21 protein-coding genes are annotated in these 21,359 nt (G+C 31.9%); 16 read left to right on the forward strand and 5 right to left on the reverse strand.

Going from position 1 to position 21,359, the window contains the following annotated elements; genetic code table 11:
• Window positions 1–20: 20 nt before the first annotated feature.
• From NR218_RS09615 to opp4C, 4 genes are read left to right on the forward strand one after another with little or no spacing between them, the layout of a single operon-like run.
• Window positions 21–989, forward strand: a complete 969-nt coding sequence (locus NR218_RS09615) for an ABC transporter ATP-binding protein (protein WP_053019857.1) — start codon at window positions 21–23, stop codon at window positions 987–989.
• Between the two features lie 12 nt (window positions 990–1,001).
• Window positions 1,002–1,976, forward strand: coding sequence for an ABC transporter ATP-binding protein (locus NR218_RS09620; RefSeq protein WP_145429366.1), 975 nt, complete (start codon window positions 1,002–1,004; stop codon window positions 1,974–1,976).
• Complete coding sequence (opp4B, locus tag NR218_RS09625; protein WP_053021630.1) at window positions 1,973–2,935, forward strand: oligopeptide ABC transporter permease; 963 nt, start codon at window positions 1,973–1,975, stop codon at window positions 2,933–2,935. The genes NR218_RS09620 and opp4B overlap by 4 nt, the downstream gene beginning before the upstream one ends.
• A 24-nt stretch (window positions 2,936–2,959) precedes the next feature.
• Window positions 2,960–3,868, forward strand: a complete 909-nt coding sequence (gene opp4C / locus NR218_RS09630; RefSeq protein ID WP_087503617.1) for an oligopeptide ABC transporter permease — start codon at window positions 2,960–2,962, stop codon at window positions 3,866–3,868.
• Window positions 3,869–3,924: 56 nt separating this feature from the next.
• Here opp4C and trpS read toward each other — a convergent pair whose 3' ends face one another.
• A complete protein-coding gene (gene trpS / locus NR218_RS09635) occupies window positions 3,925–4,914 on the reverse strand; it encodes a tryptophan--tRNA ligase (protein WP_011276231.1) in 990 nt (329 codons plus the stop codon).
• A gap of 288 nt (window positions 4,915–5,202) precedes the next feature.
• Between trpS and spxA the strand changes: the two genes are divergently transcribed.
• The 4 genes from spxA (at window position 5,203) to pepF (ending at window position 9,452) form a co-directional block, all read left to right on the forward strand.
• Complete coding sequence (gene spxA, locus NR218_RS09640) at window positions 5,203–5,598, forward strand: transcriptional regulator SpxA (protein WP_011276230.1); 396 nt, start codon at window positions 5,203–5,205, stop codon at window positions 5,596–5,598.
• 198 nt (window positions 5,599–5,796) lie between these two features.
• Window positions 5,797–6,519 carry an adaptor protein MecA gene (mecA, locus tag NR218_RS09645; RefSeq protein ID WP_053021631.1) on the forward strand — a complete coding sequence of 241 codons (723 nt, stop codon included), beginning with the start codon at window positions 5,797–5,799 and terminating at the stop codon, window positions 6,517–6,519.
• A 100-nt stretch (window positions 6,520–6,619) separates the two neighbouring features.
• Complete coding sequence (locus NR218_RS09650; protein ID WP_053021632.1) at window positions 6,620–7,579, forward strand: competence protein CoiA; 960 nt, start codon at window positions 6,620–6,622, stop codon at window positions 7,577–7,579.
• 64 nt (window positions 7,580–7,643) lie between these two features.
• The gene (gene pepF / locus NR218_RS09655; protein ID WP_053021633.1) at window positions 7,644–9,452 is read left to right on the forward strand and encodes an oligoendopeptidase F; all 1,809 of its coding nucleotides are present in this window, start codon (window positions 7,644–7,646) and stop codon (window positions 9,450–9,452) included.
• A 407-nt stretch (window positions 9,453–9,859) separates the two neighbouring features.
• Here pepF and yjbH read toward each other — a convergent pair whose 3' ends face one another.
• The 3 genes from yjbH to NR218_RS09670 form a co-directional block, all read right to left on the reverse strand.
• A complete protein-coding gene (gene yjbH, locus NR218_RS09660; protein WP_011276226.1) occupies window positions 9,860–10,657 on the reverse strand; it encodes a protease adaptor protein YjbH in 798 nt (265 codons plus the stop codon).
• A 23-nt stretch (window positions 10,658–10,680) separates the two neighbouring features.
• Complete coding sequence (locus NR218_RS09665) at window positions 10,681–11,046, reverse strand: truncated hemoglobin YjbI (RefSeq protein ID WP_011276225.1); 366 nt, start codon at window positions 11,044–11,046, stop codon at window positions 10,681–10,683.
• 87 nt (window positions 11,047–11,133) lie between these two features.
• Window positions 11,134–11,715, reverse strand: a complete 582-nt coding sequence (locus NR218_RS09670; RefSeq protein WP_011276224.1) for a CYTH domain-containing protein — start codon at window positions 11,713–11,715, stop codon at window positions 11,134–11,136.
• Between the two features lie 245 nt (window positions 11,716–11,960).
• Here NR218_RS09670 and NR218_RS09675 point away from each other — a divergent pair, with 245 nt between their 5' ends.
• The 7 genes from NR218_RS09675 to fabI all read left to right on the forward strand — a co-directional run bounded on the left by NR218_RS09675 (window position 11,961) and on the right by fabI (window position 18,993).
• On the forward strand, window positions 11,961–12,308 hold the full coding sequence (locus tag NR218_RS09675) for a hypothetical protein (protein WP_011276223.1): 348 nt from the start codon (window positions 11,961–11,963) through the stop codon (window positions 12,306–12,308).
• Window positions 12,309–12,324: 16 nt separating this feature from the next.
• Window positions 12,325–12,954, forward strand: a complete 630-nt coding sequence (locus NR218_RS09680; RefSeq protein ID WP_011276222.1) for a GTP pyrophosphokinase — start codon at window positions 12,325–12,327, stop codon at window positions 12,952–12,954.
• A gap of 12 nt (window positions 12,955–12,966) precedes the next feature.
• Entirely contained in the window at window positions 12,967–13,776 is an 810-nt protein-coding gene (locus NR218_RS09685) for an NAD kinase (RefSeq protein WP_011276221.1), read from the forward strand.
• Window positions 13,773–14,636 (forward strand): RluA family pseudouridine synthase, encoded by an 864-nt coding sequence (locus NR218_RS09690; RefSeq protein ID WP_011276220.1) that lies wholly within the window; start codon window positions 13,773–13,775, stop codon window positions 14,634–14,636. Before NR218_RS09685 ends, NR218_RS09690 begins: the two co-directional genes overlap by 4 nt.
• Before the next feature lie 21 nt (window positions 14,637–14,657).
• Complete coding sequence (gene mgtE, locus NR218_RS09695) at window positions 14,658–16,043, forward strand: magnesium transporter (RefSeq protein ID WP_265848498.1); 1,386 nt, start codon at window positions 14,658–14,660, stop codon at window positions 16,041–16,043.
• A gap of 9 nt (window positions 16,044–16,052) precedes the next feature.
• Entirely contained in the window at window positions 16,053–17,897 is a 1,845-nt protein-coding gene (locus NR218_RS09700) for a monovalent cation:proton antiporter family protein (protein WP_011276218.1), read from the forward strand.
• Between the two features lie 325 nt (window positions 17,898–18,222).
• Entirely contained in the window at window positions 18,223–18,993 is a 771-nt protein-coding gene (gene fabI, locus NR218_RS09705; RefSeq protein WP_016931312.1) for an enoyl-ACP reductase FabI, read from the forward strand.
• A gap of 124 nt (window positions 18,994–19,117) precedes the next feature.
• Here fabI and cozEa read toward each other — a convergent pair whose 3' ends face one another.
• A complete protein-coding gene (gene cozEa / locus NR218_RS09710; RefSeq protein WP_016931311.1) occupies window positions 19,118–20,203 on the reverse strand; it encodes a lipoteichoic acid biosynthesis protein CozEa in 1,086 nt (361 codons plus the stop codon).
• Between the two features lie 286 nt (window positions 20,204–20,489).
• On the opposite strand from cozEa, the gene NR218_RS09715 reads away from it, so the two are divergent.
• Complete coding sequence (locus NR218_RS09715; protein ID WP_016931310.1) at window positions 20,490–21,254, forward strand: esterase family protein; 765 nt, start codon at window positions 20,490–20,492, stop codon at window positions 21,252–21,254.
• Window positions 21,255–21,359: the final 105 nt, after the last annotated feature.

A 21,359-nucleotide genomic window follows, 5' to 3' on the forward strand; every position in this document is an offset into this window, starting at 1 on the left:
TTTATTGATTGGAGCAAATTATGGATAGCTATTTATTAGAAATAAAAAATCTAGAAACATCAATTAGGATTGAAAACGAGTGGTATCCTACAATTGATCAAATTTCTTTTAAATTAAAAAGTAATGAAATATTAGGGATTGTAGGAGAATCAGGGTGTGGTAAATCAATTTTAAATAAATCAATAGTTAAGCTCTTGCCAGAAAAAATATCCAAAATAACTCAAGGGCAAATTATATTTAATGGCAAAGAATTGCAAAATGCTAGTGAAAGTGAATACCGAAAAATCAGAGGTAAAGATATAGGAATGATTTTTCAAGAACCAATGACTGCATTGAATCCTGTTTTTAAAATTAAGAATCAAATAATAGAACCTATTATTTTACATTTAAATAAAAATAAAAAGGAAGCGTATTTACTAGCTAAAGAATTATTACAACAAGTAGGAATAGCTCGAGCGGACGAGATTCTAAATAGTTACCCTCACCAATTATCTGGTGGTATGCGACAAAGAGTTATGATTGCCATAGCAATTTCTTGTAACCCTAAAGTACTTATTGCTGATGAGCCAACTACAGCGCTGGATGTAACGATACAAGCACAAATTCTTGAGTTATTAAAAAAATTGCAAGAAGAAACTAATATGTCGATTATTCTAGTAACACATGATCTTAGTGTGGTATCAGAATTTTGTGATAAAGTCATCGTCATGTATGCTGGACAAATTGTAGAATTCGGTGATTTACAGCAAATTCTAAATCATCCTAAACATCCGTATACCAAAAAACTATTGCGTACCATTCCTAGATTAAATGAAAGCGTAGAATATTTAGAGGTGATTGATGGCATGGTACCTAGTATAACTCAATTTAATAAGAATCAATGTCGCTTTGCTAATAGATGTGAAGTGAGAATGGAAAGCTGTAATCAACAAGAACCAAAACTTATAAGTAGGGATGGTAGTCAAGTTCGCTGTCATCTTTTTAAATAGAGGGGAATAAAAATGGATAACATCTTAGAAATACAGAATTTAAAAACTTATTATCCTATTAAATCAGGAATTTTCAAACCAACTCAATATGTAAAAGCTGTTGACGATATTTCTTTTACAATTAAAAAAGGGCAAACATTTGGTTTAGTAGGAGAATCAGGATGTGGTAAGTCGACACTTGGTAAATCAATTGTTCGATTGGAAGATATAACATCTGGTGAAATTAAAATTAATGGTGTTAATATTACGCAATTAAATGGGGAAAAATTAAGAGAAGCTCGTAAAAATTTTCAAATGATATTTCAAGATCCTTATGCTTCATTAAATCCAATGCAAATGGTTGGAGATATAATAGGAGAACCATTGCAAAATTATCATATAGTAGATAAAAAGAAACTAAAAGATGAGGTAATGTATTTATTAAATTGTGTAGGTATGAGCGAGGATACTTTTTATAAATATGCACATCAATTTTCCGGAGGTCAAAGACAGAGAATAGGTATTGCTAGAGCATTAGCAATAAGACCTAAACTTATAGTGGCTGATGAACCTGTAAGTACTTTAGATGTATCAGTGCAATCTCAAGTATTAAATCTTATGAAAGATCTTCAAAAGGAATTTAATTTAAGCTATTTATTTATTGCACATGATTTAAGCGTAGTAAAACATATTAGTGATGTGATAGGCGTAATGTACTTAGGTCATATGGTAGAAATTGCAAATAGTACGGAACTTTATAAAAATCCTAAACATCCATACACTAAAGCTTTAATTTCTTCTATCCCACAATTTAATAAATCTAAGGGGAATAGAATTATTTTGAAAGGAGAATTACCTTCTCCAAGTAATCCACCGAAGGGATGTCCATTCCATACTAGATGTCCTATTGCACAAGCAAAGTGTCGCGAGGAAAGACCAAAACTTGAAGAAATTAAACCGAATCATCATGTTGCTTGCTTCTTTACTGAAAGGGTGAATATTAAATGATTAAACTTATCTTAAAAAGATTTTTGTTAATGATACCACTATTATTTTTAATATCGATAGTAGTATTTAGTTTAGCAATTATTCAACCAGGTGATCCTTTTAGTGGACAGTATAACCCTCATGTTAAGCAAGAGGCGATTGACGCTCAGAGAGAAAAACTAGGTCTTAATGATTCTATACCAACGCAATATGTGAGATGGATTGGAAATGTTGCACATGGTAATTTAGGAGAATCTATAAAATATAAGCGACCCGTGATGGATTTGATTATCGAACGCATGCCCAATACAATATTGCTTGGCGTGGTATCTCTAATAATTACATATATATTGTCGTTTATTCTAGGAATTATTTCAGGGAGATATGCATACTCGTTAGGAGACTACACAATTCAAGTATTCAATTACGTTATGCTAGCAATTCCTTCATTTATTGCCGGTGTATTTGCTATTTATATCTTTGCATTTCAATTTCCAATATTTCCTTTTCAGGGATCAGTGAATATCAATCTTCAAGAAGGTAGTTTCACATATTATTTGAGTAAACTTTATCATACTATTTTGCCAGCTTTAACTTTAGGTTTATTATCAACAGCGGGTTATATTCAATATTTAAGAAATGACATTATTGATAACGCTAATAAAGACTACGTTTTAACTGCCAAAGCAAAAGGTCTAACTATTAATAAAATATATAATAAACATATTTTACGAAACTCATTAATTCCAATTATTACTTTTTTAGGAGCTGATATCGTTAGTATTTTAGGTGGTGCAGTAATTACTGAAACTATTTTTTCATTTAATGGTATTGGTAAATTATTTTTAGAATCTGTAACAGGTCAAGATTATCCATTAATGATGGCATTAACCCTGTTCTTTTCATTTTTAGGTTTATTCGGAAATCTTATATCTGATATAACTTATAATTTTGTCGATCCTAGAATTCGTAGTAATTAGAATGAGAAGAGGAAGGGGTAAATGATGATAAAACGACATAATAATTCAACAACGATAAATAAAGCATCTTCACCTACAAGGATTGCCTTACAAAAGTTTGCTAAAAATAAAATTGCTATGGCTTCATTAATTTTTTTGATTCTAATAGCAATCATATCTATTATTGCGCCACTATTAGCACCATTACCAATTAATCAACAAGATTTATTAAATATAAAAGGAGATATGACATCTCAGAATATTTTAGGGACTGACTCAGGTGGTAGGGACAATTTTAGTAGATTATTATATGCAGGTAGAATGTCACTGTCTATAGGTTTAGTTTCTACGATTGGTATGTTGGTTATAGGAATTGCTATCGGTGTTATATCAGGATTCTTTGGAGGATTACTTGATACGATACTGATGAGAGTCACTGAATTCGTAATGCTGTTCCCGTTTTTAATTTTTGCTATCGTATTAAATGCAGCATTAGGCGATAAAATTAAAAATCCATATGGCTCAGCTATAATACTAGTTGCAGTTATTATTATCCTAAGTTGGGGAGGTATTGCTAGATTAGTAAGAGGAAAAGTAATGCAAGAGAAAGAAAACGAATACTTTCTAGCTGCAAAGTCAATAGGTACGCCTACCTACAAAATTATTTTAAAGCATTTACTACCTAATATTTTAAGCGTGGTTATTGTACAAGCTACTTTAACCTTTGCCGGAATGATTGTAGTAGAATCTGGATTGAGTTTTTTAGGATTTGGTATTAGTAAATCAATTCCATCATGGGGAAACATGTTAAGTGATGCTCAAGAAGGAGATATCATTAGTTCTAAGCCGTGGATTTGGATGCCGCCAGCATTAATGATTATGTTTACAATTTTAAGTATTAATTTTGTCGGTGAAGGGTTGAAAGATGCTTTTAACCCTAAAGGTAGAAAATAAATATAGATCAATAAAAAAGTGAGAGGAGTTAATTAACACTCGTCTCACTTTTTATTTTATCTTTTACGTCCCAGTCCCATAGCACGTTCCATTTTTTTCAATGTTTTGAATGACGCTTTTTGAGCTTTATCGCGACCATGATCTAGGATGTCATCTAATTTATCTGAATTGTAAAATTCATTATATTTTTCTTGGAAGTTAATTAAGAAATCTTTGACGATTTCTGATAAATCTGTTTTGAACTTACCGTATCCTTCATTTTCGTACTTAGCTTCTAAATCTTTAATAGATTCATTTGTTAAGCTAGAGTATATTGTTAATAAATTTGAAATACCTGGTTTATTATCACGATCAAATTTAATAATTCCATCTGAATCTGTTACAGCACTTTTAATTTTCTTTGCTGCCACATTAGGCTCGTCTAGTAATGAAATAAAGTTTTTCTGATTATCATCACTTTTACTCATTTTCTTCGTTGGGTCTTGTAAACTCATGACGCGACCACCTACTTTAGGCATACGAATTTCTGGTTTAACCAAAATGTCATTATAACGACTATTAAAACGTTCGACTAAGTTACGTGTTAATTCCATATGTTGTTTTTGGTCTTCACCAACTGGAACAATATTAGTATTGTATATCACAATATCTGCAGCCATTAATGGTGGGTAAGTTAGTAATCCTGCTGGAATACCGTCAGTACGTTTTTGAGCTTTATCTTTATATTGAGTCATACGTTCAAGTTCTCCAACACTTGAAATTGTTGTGAGCATCCAACCTGCTTGCACGTGTGCTGGTACTTCAGATTGTATAAATAAGGTAGCTTTTTCTGGGTTTATGCCAGATGCTAAATAAATAGCCGCAAGTTGACGGATTTGTTTACGTAATTTGATTTTATCTTGTGGCACAGTAATTGCATGTTGGTCGACGATGCAAAAATAACAATCATAATCATTTTGTACATCAGCAAATTGTTTTAATGCCCCAATATAATTACCAATTGTGGGTATTCCACTAGGTTGAATTCCTGAAAATAATGTCTCCATATTAGATGCCTACTTTCTTAGTTTTAATTCATATTATTTAAATTATAACAGTATTTCTTTAAAATGTAAGTTATGTTAGTATGTAGTTATACGTTAATTCTAAGCCTTTAAATTTAGGTTTTTAGAAAATTTGAGATTTCTCAGAAAAATTAGGATTTTCTCATTTAATTTTAATGTTAGTTGGTTATACTAACATTGTAAGGTTAAGAGGACTAAATAAATTAACATTTCTTAATCAATAAATTCAAAAATAATGAATAATATTCATTCAATAGGAGAGTGAGATGTATGGTAACATTATTTACTTCACCAAGTTGCACATCTTGCCGTAAAGCGAAAGCATGGTTACAAGAACATGACATTCCATATACGGAGCGTAACATTTTTTCTGAACATTTAACAATTGATGAAATCAAACAAATTTTAAAAATGACTGAAGACGGTACTGACGAAATTATTTCTACTCGTTCTAAAACATACCAAAAATTAAATGTTGATATTGATTCTTTACCACTACAAGATCTTTATGCGATCATTCAAGATAATCCAGGACTATTACGTCGTCCAATTATTCTAGATGAAAAACGTTTACAGGTTGGCTATAACGAAGATGAAATTAGACGTTTCTTACCTAGAAAGGTTCGTACTTTCCAATTACAAGAAGCGCAACGTCTTGTTGATTAATTTTAAAATTTAATTGAAGATTATAATAATATGAAACAGCACTATTTTAGTGCTGTTTTTTGTAACTCAAAAAGGGAATATGTTAGTATATATAACGATCGTAAAATAGTTAAATTTAATCAAACAAATAAATTGTAATTTCCACCACGTTCTAATACAATATGGTTACTATTCATCGACTGTAAGGAGTGAGATGATATGAGAATAGAACGCGTTGATGACACAACAGTCAAATTATTTATAACTTATAGTGATATTGAAGCTAGAGGATTCAGTCGAGAAGATTTATGGACTAACCGTAAAAGAGGCGAAGAATTCTTCTGGTCAATGATGGATGAAATCAATGAAGAAGAAGACTTCGTAGTTGAAGGGCCTCTTTGGATACAAGTACATGCCTTTGAAAAAGGTGTGGAAGTTACGATTTCTAAATCTAAAAATGAAGAAGCTATGAATATGTCTGATGAAGATGCAAACGAGCAATTTGAAGAACAAGTTAACGAATTACTTGCAAATACATTAGAAAATGAAGAGAGCATTGAAGATTTATTCGAACAAAGAGCACAACAACAAAAGCACTCTCATAAGTCTGAACAAAAACAAACGAAACAACGTCCGAACATAAGAACAGTTATCGTTAAATTTGATGATTTAGAGCAAGTTATTAGTTATGCATATCACCATAATTTATCAACTGATGAATTTGAAGATTTATTATATATGAATGACAATAAATATTACTATGCTATTCACTTTGATGAATCAGTCAGTCAAGAAATGATTAACGATAGTTATAGTCAGATGTTAGAGTTTGCATATCCAACAGATAAAACTGAAGTATACTTAAATGATTATGCTAAGATTATTATGAGTCATAATGTAACTGCTCAAGTGAGACGTTATTTCTCAGACACAGTTGAATAATGAAAATTTTTACCGAGGCAATGAATATTGCTTCGGTTTTTTGTGTTGAGAAGTAAAATCACCATTTCATACGTTTAATCTTATGAGGTGAGTGAAATTTATGTTAATCGCTATAAATCAACAAGGCGAGCAAGTATATGCACATCGTGCAAAGAAACAGGACAGCTATTTTTGTCCGCATTGTAGCTCACAACTACTATTAAAGTGTGGCACAAAAAATATCCCGCATTTCGCGCATAAGGTTGATAGCGTATGTTATTGTGCAAAACAAGAATCCGAACAACATTACTTTGTAAAGTGTTTTATTGCGAAGATGTTATCACAACTACATTATCACGTTCAAATTGAACCTTATTGTCCAACTATTCAACAATACCCAGACATACTAGTGAATTCAAAATACGTAATTGAAATTCAATTTTCTAGAATAGATATTGAAGAGATCATAGAACGAACAAAGGGATTTAAACAGCTGAATATGGAAGTCATTTGGTTAATTCAAGATTGTCGATATCATAGGGGGAGGCTATATCTCAATTCATTTCAAGCACATTTTATACATCCAATAAATAGGTGTTTATATGTATGGAATCAAAAGAACAAGTGTGTTGTTTTATATAGTCAAATTCAGCATATTGGTGGCAAACAATTTATCGCAAAACAAACAGTAATTGAAATCAACGAATTAGTGAATCAGATTAGTATCATGTCTACGCCATATCAACACATTTTCAAGCTAACGAAATCTGAAATACATTATTACTTGAATCAATGTAGAAGGAAAAATTCCGTCCTTGAACCATCGTTAAGCGCAATATACCAGTTAAGATTAACAGATGAAGCTGTTTATCATAACTTCGGCTACATATTCCCTTCTCAACTTTATATTGAGAATCATCCAGTTCAGTGGCAATTACAATTTAAATTATTTAATGAACAAGAGTTTGATGTACATCAGTGTTTAAAAGCCTTTCTTAAATTTAGGCAGATGTACCTTAACACTATTTCTATGGATTGTGTTGTCTCAGAACTTATTAATCATTACATTAAATATAGTTAAAACGTGCAATTCATAGGGAATAATGAGAAAATTATAACATTAGTTATTATAGGAGGTTTACTATATGAGTCAACAATTAACAAGAGAAGAGCAAGAACGTAAATATCCAAATTATACGTGGGATTTAACAACGATTTTTAAAAATGATGAAGCTTTTGAAGAAGCATTAAAAGAGGTTGAAGGTTATCTAGGTAAAGAAGAGCAATTTAAAGGGCACTTAGCAGATAGCGCTGATACATTATGTGATGCGCTTGCATTAGAAGATGAAATTGGTACTAAACTAGAGAAAGTATATGTCTATGCACATTTAAAACAAGACCAAGATACTTCAAACGATAAATATACAGGATTCGAGTCACGTGCACATCAACTTATAATTAAAATTAGTTCCGCATGGAGTTTCTTAGTACCAGAAATTCTTCAAATTGATGAAGATAAACTTCAATCATTTATCGAAACTAATGACAACTTAAAACGTTATGAATTTGATTTAAAACTTATCAATGAAAAACGACCACACATTTTAGATGCCGAGCAAGAGAGATTACTTACTGAGGCTCAAGATGCACTATCTACACCAAGTAATGTGTACGGTATGTTTAGTAATGCAGATTTAGAATTTGAAGATGCAGTAGATAAAGATGGTGAAAAACATCCATTAACACAAGGAACTTTTATCAAATATTTAGAATCTGATGATCGCGAGTTACGTCAATCAGCATATAATAATTTATATAAAGCTTACGGTGCTTATAATAATACTCTAGGTTCAACATTAGCAGGGGAAGTTAAGAAGAATGTCTTTAATGCTCGAACACATAACTATAAAACAGCTCGTGAGCGTGCGTTAAGTAATAATCATATACCAGAAGAAGTCTATGATAATTTAGTAAAAACTGTGCATAAATATTTACCATTATTGCACAGATACACGAAACTAAGAAAAGAATTATTAGCTGTTGATGAGCTGAAAATGTACGATTTATATACGCCAATGGTTAAGGACGTTAAATTTGAAATGCCTTATGAAGAAGCAAAAGAATGGATGTTAAAAGCGTTAGAACCTATGGGTGAAGAGTACCTTGATGTAGTAAAAGAAGGTTTGAATAATCGATGGGTCGACGTTTATGAAAATAAAGGTAAACGATCAGGTGGTTACTCATCTGGTGCACATTTAACTAATCCATTCATTTTATTAAATTGGTCAGATACTGTCTCTGATTTATATACGCTTATCCACGAATTTGGTCATTCAGCACATAGTTATTTCAGTCGTAAACATCAACCATCTAATTCTAGTGATTATTCAATCTTTGTTGCTGAAGTTGCATCAACTTGTAATGAAGCATTACTAAGTGATTATATGGATAAACATTTAGACGATGAACGTCGTTTATTATTATTAAATCAAGAACTTGAAAGATTCAGAGCGACTTTATTCCGTCAGACTATGTTCGCAGAATTCGAACATAAAATTCATCAAATTGAAGAAGCAGGCGAACCATTAACTGCAACACGTATGAATGATGAATATGCTAAATTGAATAAACAATACTTTGGTGATGTTGTTGAAACAGATGACAATATTAGCAAAGAATGGTCAAGAATCCCTCATTTCTATATGAATTACTATGTATATCAATATGCTACTGGATATAGTGCAGCTCAAAGTTTAAGTCATCAAATTTTAACTGAGGGTAAACCTGCAGTTGAAAGATATATTAATGAATTCTTGAAAAAAGGAAGTTCTAACTATCCAATTGAGATTCTGAAAAATGCCGGTGTGGATATGACTTCACCAGAACCTATTGAGCAGGCTTGTGAGGTCTTTGAACAAAAATTAGATACTTTTGAAAAACTTATGAAAGCTTAGAATGACTGTATCCGTTTACAATATGTCAAGTTTGTGACAATTTTAAAATAAGGGGTCTTTAATATTGAAACACCTATATTAGCGTGTTATATTATGAACATGAAATTAATCACATAACAAACATACCCCTTTGTTTGAAGTGAAAAATTTCTCCCATCCCCTTTGTTTAGCGTCGTGTAATCAGACACGGCGTTTTTTTATACTCTTTTTTAATAACTACCACTATCAATGAATTCCTCATTGTATATAAATTTTTCATTGTACTTCGACGCCACTACTATACATTGCAATTGATTTATATAACAATAATAGAAACAGAGTCGTTCAACCTTAAATTGATGTGTACACAAAAACAAGCCACCCAATGCATGAATATAATCATCATTGAATGGCTATTGTTAGCTATCCTATATTCTAGGCATTTTTGATTGCCAAAAATCTCCTTCAGGATATTGAAGTTTTTCTACTTTTTGTTGTAACGCTAATTTCTTAAGTTCTTTTGTCATTAACTTTTCGGGCCACTCATATATGGTCAATAGTTCTTCCGTAGTAACGAGTTGTTTCTTTTGAATATAATGCTCAATTTTAGGTGGAAGATTTTTTTCAATAGGCGTACCCATTAATTCATTAATAATATATGTGTAAATGTGATATGGATATAATCCTTCTACTTTCAGGCCTTCCTCATGAACATCTTCACTGAAAAATACGAGTGAAGGTGCTTGCTCAATTTCCATTTCTCGAGCAATGTGTAAATCTATTTTTAAACTTTCGGTTAATTTGCTTTTTTGTAAATCTTCTTTGAATTCATTGTAATCTAAACCTGCATTAATGATGCAGTCACAAATCATTTCTTCCGTAATAATATCCTTCTTAGGAATAATTTCATTTTGCATTAAATGGATGAAACGTTCCGCTCTTAAACGACCTTGTAATTCAGCCGCTTTATAAGCTAAGGCGATATTATCAAAATCAGATGTACTTTGCGCTTGGCACTTAGTAAGTACTTTCAATGAAGGGTTTAGAATATGTCTGATACGGATATATTGATTATATTCAATTCTTAATTTAGAAATAATCGCTGATAATTTAAAGCAATCTGTATTAAATGGATCAAAAAATGAATAAATTTCAATTTTATTTACAGGTGACAGATTAGCATCTTCACGACTTCTATTGTCTACAATTTTTAGTTCTTCAGCCATGTTTTACTCACCTTCAATTATATTTAGGAATTTACCATGTGGTTAGCGGTTAGACGTAAACGTTCATATAAATACTCTCCAACACCAGCTGGAAACTGTGCTTCGGTTATTGCAGTATGCATATTTTCTAACCATGCATCTCTTTCATAAGTTGTAATTTTAAATTCCATATGTCTCTTTTTTAACATCGGATGTCCATGTTCTTCAGTATATAGGTTTGGTCCACCTAGAAATTGAGTGAGAAATTGCTTTTGTTTTCTACTCGTTTCGGCAAAATCCCCAGGGAACAAATGATTGATTCTGTCATCTTTCTCAACTAGAGCATAGAAATGATCAATCATATTATAAAGTGCTGTTTCACCTATAATATCGTATGGCGTTTTAGACATAATATCACCAATTTCCGTTAATATATTACTAATATAACATGAATTTTTACATTTAAAAGTAATTTGACTTTTTACAGCGACGTACTGCTACTTGTCAATTTGATTCTTATAGTCAAAGAAACGTTGAACTTTATTGTTAGGTACGGTGTGCTCAAGATTAAATTCTTCTAATAAACTATGAAATTTTTTCAAACCATTGTTATAGTCAGTAACTTCAAATTCTAACTCATAATCAACTTTGTCGAAATAATCACTTCGATCTAATACTAACAATTCATTTTTATAGTTTGTTTCTAAACGAGCTGTTCTCAATGCGCCTAATATAGTTAATTCGTTGTCATTAATACCGTATGATTCGACAATTTCTCGTATATCTTCTGGTAGTGAGTTATTAAATATTACATCACCTGTTTTAGGTATATGTTTAACCATATGATTATATTCCATCAAACCTACGTCGGCGGGCACTTTTAAGGTCATTTCATATGTGTCGTTTTTAACTCGGATTCGTAATGCGGATTTATGATCTCGCAATGTGAAGTTAGGAGTATCAATATAGTAGTTTATTTGAATAAAAGGTTCTTTATCTTCAAAAAAAGTATATTTAAATTTATCGTATACATCTTTACTTAGTAATTGTTTAAATTCTATTTCATTATTCGTCGCCATAATTTGCACCTCTAAATCCATTTATTGTAATTCATTATGACTGAGTTATATAAATATTTAAAGTAATTATATATGAATGAAAAGGTAAATCTGAGTACTTAAGTATAGTTTATAAAATGATTTGATTTGTCACGACATAATGAGCTTCATTCAATAGTGGATAGACGAGTAAGAAGTGCATTTCAAACGTGTGTTATACAGTTAAATTATGTTAAACTAATAAAGAATAATAAGGAGGAACAAGCATGCGTATTTATGTAAATGAAATTAAAATTAAAGATGATGGCATTTATTGCTACTCAGAAGATCCAACTGATGGATTAGTAGAAGTAGGGCAAATGCTTGTTGATAGTGATAATTACGGATTTGCCTACTTATTAGATGACGGACAATCATATGATTACTTGATTTTCGTTCAAGAAACATGGTCCATGTTGCATGAGAATAGAGGCAAGAAACTAATAGTAAACGATGACTTGGTTTTAGAACATTTTCAAGAGGAATTAGATTACATACTTGAGAATGTTGAAGGAAATAATAACTATGGTAAGGAGTTTGTTTCAGCTGTTGAAGAAACTTTTGACCTAAAGTGAAGCGGAGTGAAACAATATGAATCAATGGGATCAATTTTTAACACCATATAAACAAGCCGTTGATGAATTAAAGGTAAAATTAAAAGGTTTGCGTAAGCAATATGAAGTTGGAGAAGATGCTTCACCCATTGAATTCGTTACTGGTCGAGTAAAACCAATTACGAGTATTATTGATAAGGCGAATAAAAGGGGTATACCGTTTGATAGACTACGTGAAGAGATGTACGACATTGCTGGTCTTAGAATGATGTGTCAATTTGTGGACGATATCGATGTGGTTGTTAATATGCTGAGACAACGACAAGATTTCAAAGTGATTGAGGAACGTGACTACATCAATAACACAAAACAAAGTGGTTATCGTTCATATCATGTGATTATTGAATATCCAATTGAAACATTAAACGGTCAGAAAGCCATTTTAGCGGAAATACAAATACGAACATTAGCAATGAATTTCTGGGCTACAATTGAACATACATTAAGATATAAATATGACGGGGATTATCCAGCGGAAATTCAGCATCGTCTTGAGCGTGCAGCTGAAGCGGCATATCTTCTAGATGAAGAGATGTCTGAGATTAAAGATGAAATTCAAGAAGCACAGAAATATTATTCTCAAAAACGTGCAAAAAAACATGACTAATGAGGTGTGGGGATGCGTTATACTATCTTGTCTAAAGGTGATTCAAAATCCAATGCATTAAAGCATAAAATGATAAATCATATGAAAGATTTCCACATGGTAGAAGATGCCGTTAATCCAGAAATTGTTATTTCGGTAGGTGGAGATGGAACTTTATTACAAGCCTTTCATCAATACAGCCACATGCTTTCTCAAGTGGCATTTGTAGGTGTACATACAGGACATTTAGGTTTTTATGCTGATTGGTTACCTCATGAAGTTGAGAAATTAATTATTGAAATTAATAACTCTGAATTTCAAGTCATTGAATATCCATTATTAGAAATTATTGTCAGATACAATGATAATGGTTATGAAACACGTTATTTAGCTTTAAATGAAGCAACAATGAAAACGGAAAATGGTTCAACACTTGTAGTTGATGTGGGCATTCGTGGTAAGCAATTTGAACGTTTTAGAGGTGACGGTTTATGTATATCAACCCCTTCAGGTTCAACTGCTTATAATAAGGCATTAGGTGGAGCACTAATACATCCCTCACTTGAAGCTATGCAGATTGCAGAAATAGCCTCTATCAATAATAGAGTATTTAGAACAGTGGGTTCACCACTTGTTTTGCCAAAGCATCATACATGTTTAATCACACCTGTTAATCACGATACCATTTTAACAACAATTGATCATGTTAGTTTAAAACATAAAAATGTCAATGGTATTCAGTTTAGAGTGGCTAATGAGAAAGTGCGTTTTGCTAGATTTAGACCTTTCCCATTTTGGAAAAGAGTACATGATTCATTCATTGAAAGTGAAGATGGACGATGAAATTTGAATATGTGATACAGCATAATGAAATGCTTAAGTCTTTTTTGCAGCGTCACCAATATTCTAAAAAGACAATTAGCGCCATTAAACATAATGGCGCTTTAATTATTAATAACAGTCATGTAACTGTCAGGAAAATGATGATGGCAGGAGATAAGTTAACTATTATGTTACCTGATGAAACACCTAGCTCATATTTGATTCCATCACGTAATCCAATTGAAATATTGTATGAAGATGATTATTTAATCATCGTGTCAAAACCAAACTATTTAAATAGCACTCCGTCAAGAGAACATCCGCACGATAGTTTGATAGAACGTGTACTTTATTATTTAAATGTTGGTCAGTTAATCGATACATCGATCGTACCGCATATTGTTACACGTTTAGATCGTAACACTAAAGGCATTGTAATATTTGCTAAGCATGGGCATATCCATCATTTAATGACGACGAGTGCAATAGATAAAAGGTATATGTGTGTATGTTATGGTCAAATGCAATTGAGTGGTGTTATAGAAGAACCGATTGCTAGAGATAGCCAGAGTATTATTACTAGGAAAGTTGATGCTTCAGGAAAATACGCAAAGACTTCATATGAAACAGTAATGACCAAACCTGAAGCGAGTTTATGTGAAATTAAATTACATACTGGAAGGACGCATCAAATACGCGTTCATTTTAATTATGTAGGACATCCTCTTGTTGGTGATGATTTATATGAAGGAAGTCATCCTGAAATTTATACGCAATCTTTACAATGCTATAAAGTGACATTCATACATCCAATTTATAATAGAGAAATTGAGATAGAAATAGATTATAAATGGCTACAAAACATTTTTGCAGAATTATAATAAGATTTGGAGGTGTTGACGTTGTCATTAGAAACAGAAAATAATGACTATAATACTGACGAAGTGTATAACCAAAATTTGTTAGATGATCTATTAAAACAAGACGATATAGATCGTTTTAGAGAAGAATTTCTAGCAATGCACGAGTATGAACAAAGTGAATATTTTGAAGACACTACAAATGAAAATAGACAAAAGATATTTGAATTTTTATCACCTCAAGAAGTAGGGGAATTCTTTGAACAATTAGAAATAGATGATGAAGCATATGAAGACCTTTTTGATACGATGAATGCACATTATGCTAGTAAAGTTTTAGAAGAGATGTCTTCTGATAACGCTGTAGATATATTAAATGAACTTTCGAAACCAAAAGTAGCTAGTTTGCTAACGTTAATGAACCGTGACGATGCTAATGAAATTAAGCATCTATTACATTATGAAGAAGATACAGCCGGCGGTATTATGACGACGGAATATATCTCATTAGATGTCAATACTCCGGTTAAAGAAGCATTAATGTTAGTAAAAGAACAAGCACCAGATGCCGAAACGATTTATGTTATTTTTGCCGTAAACACGGACGGACAATTAGTTGGTGTATTATCTTTAAGAGATTTAATCGTGGCAGAAAATGATGCTTACATCGAAGATATCATGAGTGAACGTGTCATTAGTGTTAATGTCGCAGATGACCAAGAAGATGTAGCTCAAAAGATGAGAGATTATGACTTTATTGCAATGCCAGTTATTGATTATCAACAGCATTTACTTGGTATTATCACAATCGATGATATCTTAGATGTTATGGATGAAGAGGCTAGTGAAGACTACTCACGTTTAGCTGGGGTATCTGATATCGACTCGACAAACGATTCTGTTGTCAAAACTGCTACAAAACGATTACCGTGGCTTATTATACTTACATTTTTAGGCATGATTACCGCTACTATTTTGGGTAGTTTTGAAGCAACATTATCACAAGTTGCATTATTAGCTGCATTTATACCTATTATTAGTGGTATGTCCGGAAATTCTGGTACACAATCACTTGCGGTGTCTGTACGTAATATCTCTACTGGGGAAATTGATGAACAAAGTAAATTTAAGGTTGCATTGAGAGAAGCGGGAAGTGGCTTGCTTTCAGGATTAGTTTGTGCCATTGTTTTATTTATTATCATCGTTGTTATATATAGACAACCATTTTTAGCACTAATAGTTGGAGGCAGTCTTACTATTGCAATGACGGTTGGTACGTTAGTTGGTTCTATGATTCCATTATTTATGAATAAACTGAATATTGATCCAGCCGTAGCTAGCGGACCATTTATTACAACAATTAATGATATTGTAAGTATGTTAATTTACTTTAGTTTAGCAACAACATTCATGTCATATTTAACATAGGGGGACAAAATGGAGTTCTTTTCACTAGTCATTGTAGTTCTTGCAGCGTTTTTTACACCAATTATTATAAATAGGCTGAACATCAATTTTTTACCAGTGGTTGTAGCCGAAATCATCATGGGTATTATTATTGGACAGTCTTTCTTAAATCTAGTACATAAAGATAGTATGCTCAACATATTATCAACGTTGGGTTTTATCTTTTTAATGTTTTTAAGTGGATTAGAGATTGACTTTAGCACTTTTAAAAAAGATAAGAGAAATCGACAAGGTACGAACAAACATGAAAAAGATGTACCAAGCCATCTTAATTTAGCGCTAACCGTATTCGCATTTATTATGATTATATCAGTAATATTAGCTTACGCGTTCAAATGGTTAGGACTCGTAGATGATGTTTTATTGATGATAATTATCATATCAACGATATCACTAGGTGTCGTAGTGCCTACTTTAAAAGAAATGAATATAATGCGTACAACTATCGGTCAATTTATATTATTAGTAGCCGTATTGGCTGACTTAGTAACGATGGTACTGTTAACTATTTACGGTGGTATCAATGGTAGTGGTAATGGTTCAGTTTGGCTTTCAGCAATTTTACTTGTATTTACTGCTATTTTCTATATATTAGGCGTTGTATTTAAGCGTATGAAATTTTTACATCGCTTAATTGGTGGTACTACACAAATAGGTATAAGAGCAATCTTTGCATTAATTATTCTTTTAGTTGCACTTGCAGAGGGTGTAGGCGCTGAATATATACTAGGCGCATTCTTAGCTGGTGTGGTTGTTTCCTTGCTGAAACCAGATGAAGAATTAGTGCATACACTCGATTCATTTGGATACGGGTTCTTTATACCAATCTTCTTTATCATGGTTGGTGTTGATTTAAATATTCCGTCATTAATTAAAGAACCATCGTTATTATTAATTATTCCGGTGCTCATTTTAGCTTTTATTATTTCAAAATTAATTCCAGTTTTCTTTATTAGACGTTGGTTTGATAATAAGACAACGATAGCATCAGCATTTTTACTTACTTCAACATTATCATTAGTTATAGCATCTGCTAAAATTGCAGAGCAATTGAATACAATATCATCTGAAATGTCAGGCATATTGATTTTAAGTGCAATCATCACGTGTGTGTTTGTACCGATTATTTTCAAGAAAATGTTCCCAATTCCAGATGAGGCTAATCGTAAAATTGATATTGCATTAATCGGCAAGAATCAATTGACGATTCCAATTGTGCAGAACTTATCACCACACTTATATAATGTGACATTATATTATCGCAAAGATTTAGGAGATAAGCGTAATTTATCTGACCATATAACTGTTGTAGAAATAGCGAATTATGAAGAACAACTCCTAGAAAGATTAGGGTTATTCAATCAAGACATCGTAGTTTGTTCTGCTAATGATGATAGTCTTAACCGTGATGTGGCAAAATTAGCCAAAGCACATGATGTTAAACGCGTAATTTGTCGACTTGAAAATAGTAACGAAGATGAAGAAATGAAAGGTGAAGGTATTGAAGTATTCAGTAATTTCATTAGTAATAAAATCTTCCTACAAGGCTTAATTGAAACACCAAATATGTTAAACATTTTAAGCAATGTTGAAACATCATTGTATGAAATTGAAATGTTAAATCATCAATATGAAAATATTCAACTACGTAATTTCCCATTTGGCGGAGATATTATCTTCGTTCGAATTATTCGTAATAATGAATCAATCGTGCCTCATGGTGATACACAACTTAGATACAAAGATAGACTTATCGTGACTGGTTCAAAAGAATACGTAGATGAGTTAAAATCAGATCTAGAGTTTTATTATTAATATAGAAAAATCAATATTAGACGTCTGGGAGTGGGACAGAAATAATATTTTCTCAAAATTTATTTCGTTGTACTACCCCGGCAAGGATGACTAGGTTTGAAAAAAGCTTGATTCAAGCGCATTTTCAAATCAGTCAGCTACTGACAAAATGATAAAATAGGCTGAGACATTTTATTTTGTCCCAGCCTATTTCCTATATGACCAGGTAATAATATTGCTTTGTAATTATGAAGCAAAAATGGTAAAATAATAACGTTAGATTAGTCTACATTGTTTGTACAGTGAGATTAAGATATAAAAAACGATGATTAAGGAGTTATTTCGAATGATTAATCTTGAAAATAAAACCTTCGTAATTATGGGTATTGCTAATAAACGTAGTATCGGATTTGGCGTTGCAAAGGTATTAGATCAATTAGGGGCTAAACTTGTTTTCACTTATCGTAAAGACCGTAGCCGCAAAGAATTAGAAAAATTATTAGAACAATTAAACCAAGAAGAGCCAAAATTATATCAAATCGATGTTCAAAAAGATGAAGATGTAGTAAATGGTTTCGCTAAAATTGGCGAAGAAGTAGGCAATATTGATGGCGTATATCACTCTATCGCATTTGCAAACATTGAAGACTTACGTGGACGTTTCTCTGAAACATCACGTGAAGGTTTCTTACTTGCGCAAGATATCAGTTCATATTCATTAACAATTGTTGCGCACGAAGCGAAGAAAATAATGCCAAACGGTGGTAGTATTGTTGCAACAACATACCTTGGTGGTGAATTTGCCGTTCAAAACTATAATGTGATGGGTGTAGCTAAAGCAAGTTTAGAAGCTAATGTTAAATATTTAGCTTATGATTTAGGCCCGGACAACATTCGAGTAAATGCTATTTCTGCTGGTCCAATTCGTACGTTAAGTGGTAAAGGTGTTGGTGGTTTCAACACAATCCTTAAAGAAATTGAAGAACGTGCACCATTAAGACGAAATGTGGATCAAGAAGAAGTAGGTAAAACAGCTGCTTACTTATTGAGTGATTTCTCAAGTGGCGTAACTGGTGAGAATATCCATGTAGATAGTGGTTTCCACGCAATAAAATAATAAATTAAATCAATTACTTGGTGTGTACAGCACCAAGTTTTTTTTATGTTTACAAAAAGAAGTGAACTTGAATGCATTGTAAATTCAAGTTCACTACTGAAACGTTTTTTAAATTTATATCAATCTAGTCTTTAACGTCGCTATTAGCTTTATCAATAATGCGTTGACGATATTTAAAGACATTGCTCGCAATAGTCTTAAGTACTGCATAGAGTGGTACGGCAATTAAAATAAGTGTGAAACCACCTAAATCTCCTGCGGCTAAAATAACAACAATTATTGTAAGTGGGTGAATACTTAAAGATTTACCCATAACATTTGGTGTAATCACATTACCTTCAAGTTGTTGAGCGATTAATGTAACAACACAAACCCAAATAAAAGTAGTAGGACTATCTATGATACCGAGCACAGCTGCAGGTGCAAATGATAACCATGGTCCTAAGAAAGGTATTAAGTTAGCTACACCAGCAAATAGTACTAATAAAGGTGTATATGGTAAACCAATAATGGTATAACCAATATATAAAATGACCCCTAAAATAACACTTACAGTCACTTGTCCTTGAATGTATGATTTTAATGTGAAGTCTAAATCTTTCATTAAGTCGACTACAAATACTTTACGTTCTCCCTTGAAAAATTTAGCAAGAGCAGGAATGAATTTTTCATGATCTTTTAACATGTAAATTAAGAAGAACGGTACCATGATAAGTAAGAAGACAGTTGAAATAAATGACGTTAAGTATGTAAATGAATTAGCCAAAATTCCAGTCATACTATCACCAATTGATTTTACAGCAGAATTAATTCTATCTGTTACATCACTTGGAAGTTTATCCATTTGCGTAAGTGAGAAGTTAACAATATGTTCAGCTTCTTTTTGCAGTGATGGTGTTGCTTTGATTAAACTATTCACGTTAGAGATAATAATTGGTGCTATAAATGCGACTACGATAGCAATAATAGCAATTAAACCAATAAAAATTGTAGTGATACTTGCCCAACGTGGGAAACCCCACTTTTCAAGAATACTTTGGAAAGGTAAGCAGATATAGAATAAAAATCCGCTAATCATAAATGGAAGAAATACAGAACCGATAATGGTTACAATAGGTGCAAAAACACTTTGTACTTCCATAAACAATTTAATTAGCACGAACAAGATAACTAGGGCAATTCCTGTTCGGAACCAAACTTTGTTAAGCATAAGCTTACGTCCTCCTATTTTCATTTGTTCATTATTTAATTAGTATATATCAATTAAGACGCGTTAAAAAGGGAAATTTTAACTTCTAGAGAGGTACACTGAGATTAATGAAGTTCATATTTAATATTGAAATTAATAAATATAGAGCTACATTTTGAAAAAGTGTTATAACTCTGTATAAATTACCAAATTTCGTGAGTATGAAACATTAGATTTTTATCAGAGATTTAAAAGTCATCATTATCTTGATACAATAAGTATATTCTATTTAGGGGGCGTCAATATCATGTCGAATTTCAAACCAGGCAAAATTAATAAACATATATTACATAGTAATATCTTAGAAAGAGATGTTACATTATCAGTATATTTGCCTGAAGATTACTCTGAATTATTTAAGTATCAAGTCATTATATGTTTTGACGGGCTAGATTTTTTAAGATTTGGAAGACTTCAACGTGAATATGAACGGTTGAGAAGAGAAGATGAAATTCAACGAGCCATTATAATTGGATTTCATTATGAAGATGTTGATAAACGTAGAGAAGAATTCCATCCGCAGGGTACTAGAAGTCATAAAACAGTACAAGTTGTTGGTAAAGAGTTGCTACCATTTATTGATAAGACGTTTCCAACTTATAAAGTAGGTAATGCCAGAATTTTAATGGGAGATAGTCTTGCTGGTAGTATAGCACTTTTAACCGCCTTGACTTACCCAACTATTTTCAGTCAAGTAGCAATGCTTAGCCCGCATTCAGATGAAACTGTAATAGATAAATTTAATAAGTGTATACAATATAGTGAATTGTCTATTTGGCACGCTATTGGTTTAGAAGAAGAAGATTTTGCTTTGCCAACAACTGGAGAACGTGCAAACTTTTTAACACCAAATAGAGATTTAGCAACAGTAATTAAAGACAAAGGGCTCACATATCATTATTTAGAATTTGAGGGTGGACATAACTGGAAATCTTGGAAACCTCTATTATCAGACATACTTAAATATTATTTAAGCGATGAGCTAATTACACAAGAGTCAAATGAGGTTTAATTACTTGTATTTTTAATAGGATAATCAATGCTAAGATGTAATTGAGATTATTTAATGTACAATACTACGAAATAAATTGTTTAGATATTGTAAACCTTTTCAAAA

It is taken from the genome of Staphylococcus sp. SUC_1.2 (genome assembly GCF_026222585.1).

Coding starts and splice junctions, on each gene's coding strand:
- NR218_RS09615 (WP_053019857.1), top strand. CDS start 21: ATGGATAGCTATTTATTAGAAATAAAAAATCTAGAAACATCAATTAGG.
- NR218_RS09620 (WP_145429366.1), top strand. CDS start 1,002: ATGGATAACATCTTAGAAATACAGAATTTAAAAACTTATTATCCTATT.
- opp4B (WP_053021630.1), top strand. CDS start 1,973: ATGATTAAACTTATCTTAAAAAGATTTTTGTTAATGATACCACTATTA.
- opp4C (WP_087503617.1), top strand. CDS start 2,960: ATGATAAAACGACATAATAATTCAACAACGATAAATAAAGCATCTTCA.
- trpS (WP_011276231.1), bottom strand. CDS start 4,914: ATGGAGACATTATTTTCAGGAATTCAACCTAGTGGAATACCCACAATT.
- spxA (WP_011276230.1), top strand. CDS start 5,203: ATGGTAACATTATTTACTTCACCAAGTTGCACATCTTGCCGTAAAGCG.
- mecA (WP_053021631.1), top strand. CDS start 5,797: ATGAGAATAGAACGCGTTGATGACACAACAGTCAAATTATTTATAACT.
- NR218_RS09650 (WP_053021632.1), top strand. CDS start 6,620: ATGTTAATCGCTATAAATCAACAAGGCGAGCAAGTATATGCACATCGT.
- pepF (WP_053021633.1), top strand. CDS start 7,644: ATGAGTCAACAATTAACAAGAGAAGAGCAAGAACGTAAATATCCAAAT.
- yjbH (WP_011276226.1), bottom strand. CDS start 10,657: ATGGCTGAAGAACTAAAAATTGTAGACAATAGAAGTCGTGAAGATGCT.
- NR218_RS09665 (WP_011276225.1), bottom strand. CDS start 11,046: ATGTCTAAAACGCCATACGATATTATAGGTGAAACAGCACTTTATAAT.
- NR218_RS09670 (WP_011276224.1), bottom strand. CDS start 11,715: ATGGCGACGAATAATGAAATAGAATTTAAACAATTACTAAGTAAAGAT.
- NR218_RS09675 (WP_011276223.1), top strand. CDS start 11,961: ATGCGTATTTATGTAAATGAAATTAAAATTAAAGATGATGGCATTTAT.
- NR218_RS09680 (WP_011276222.1), top strand. CDS start 12,325: ATGAATCAATGGGATCAATTTTTAACACCATATAAACAAGCCGTTGAT.
- NR218_RS09685 (WP_011276221.1), top strand. CDS start 12,967: ATGCGTTATACTATCTTGTCTAAAGGTGATTCAAAATCCAATGCATTA.
- NR218_RS09690 (WP_011276220.1), top strand. CDS start 13,773: ATGAAATTTGAATATGTGATACAGCATAATGAAATGCTTAAGTCTTTT.
- NR218_RS09700 (WP_011276218.1), top strand. CDS start 16,053: ATGGAGTTCTTTTCACTAGTCATTGTAGTTCTTGCAGCGTTTTTTACA.
- fabI (WP_016931312.1), top strand. CDS start 18,223: ATGATTAATCTTGAAAATAAAACCTTCGTAATTATGGGTATTGCTAAT.
- cozEa (WP_016931311.1), bottom strand. CDS start 20,203: ATGCTTAACAAAGTTTGGTTCCGAACAGGAATTGCCCTAGTTATCTTG.
- NR218_RS09715 (WP_016931310.1), top strand. CDS start 20,490: ATGTCGAATTTCAAACCAGGCAAAATTAATAAACATATATTACATAGT.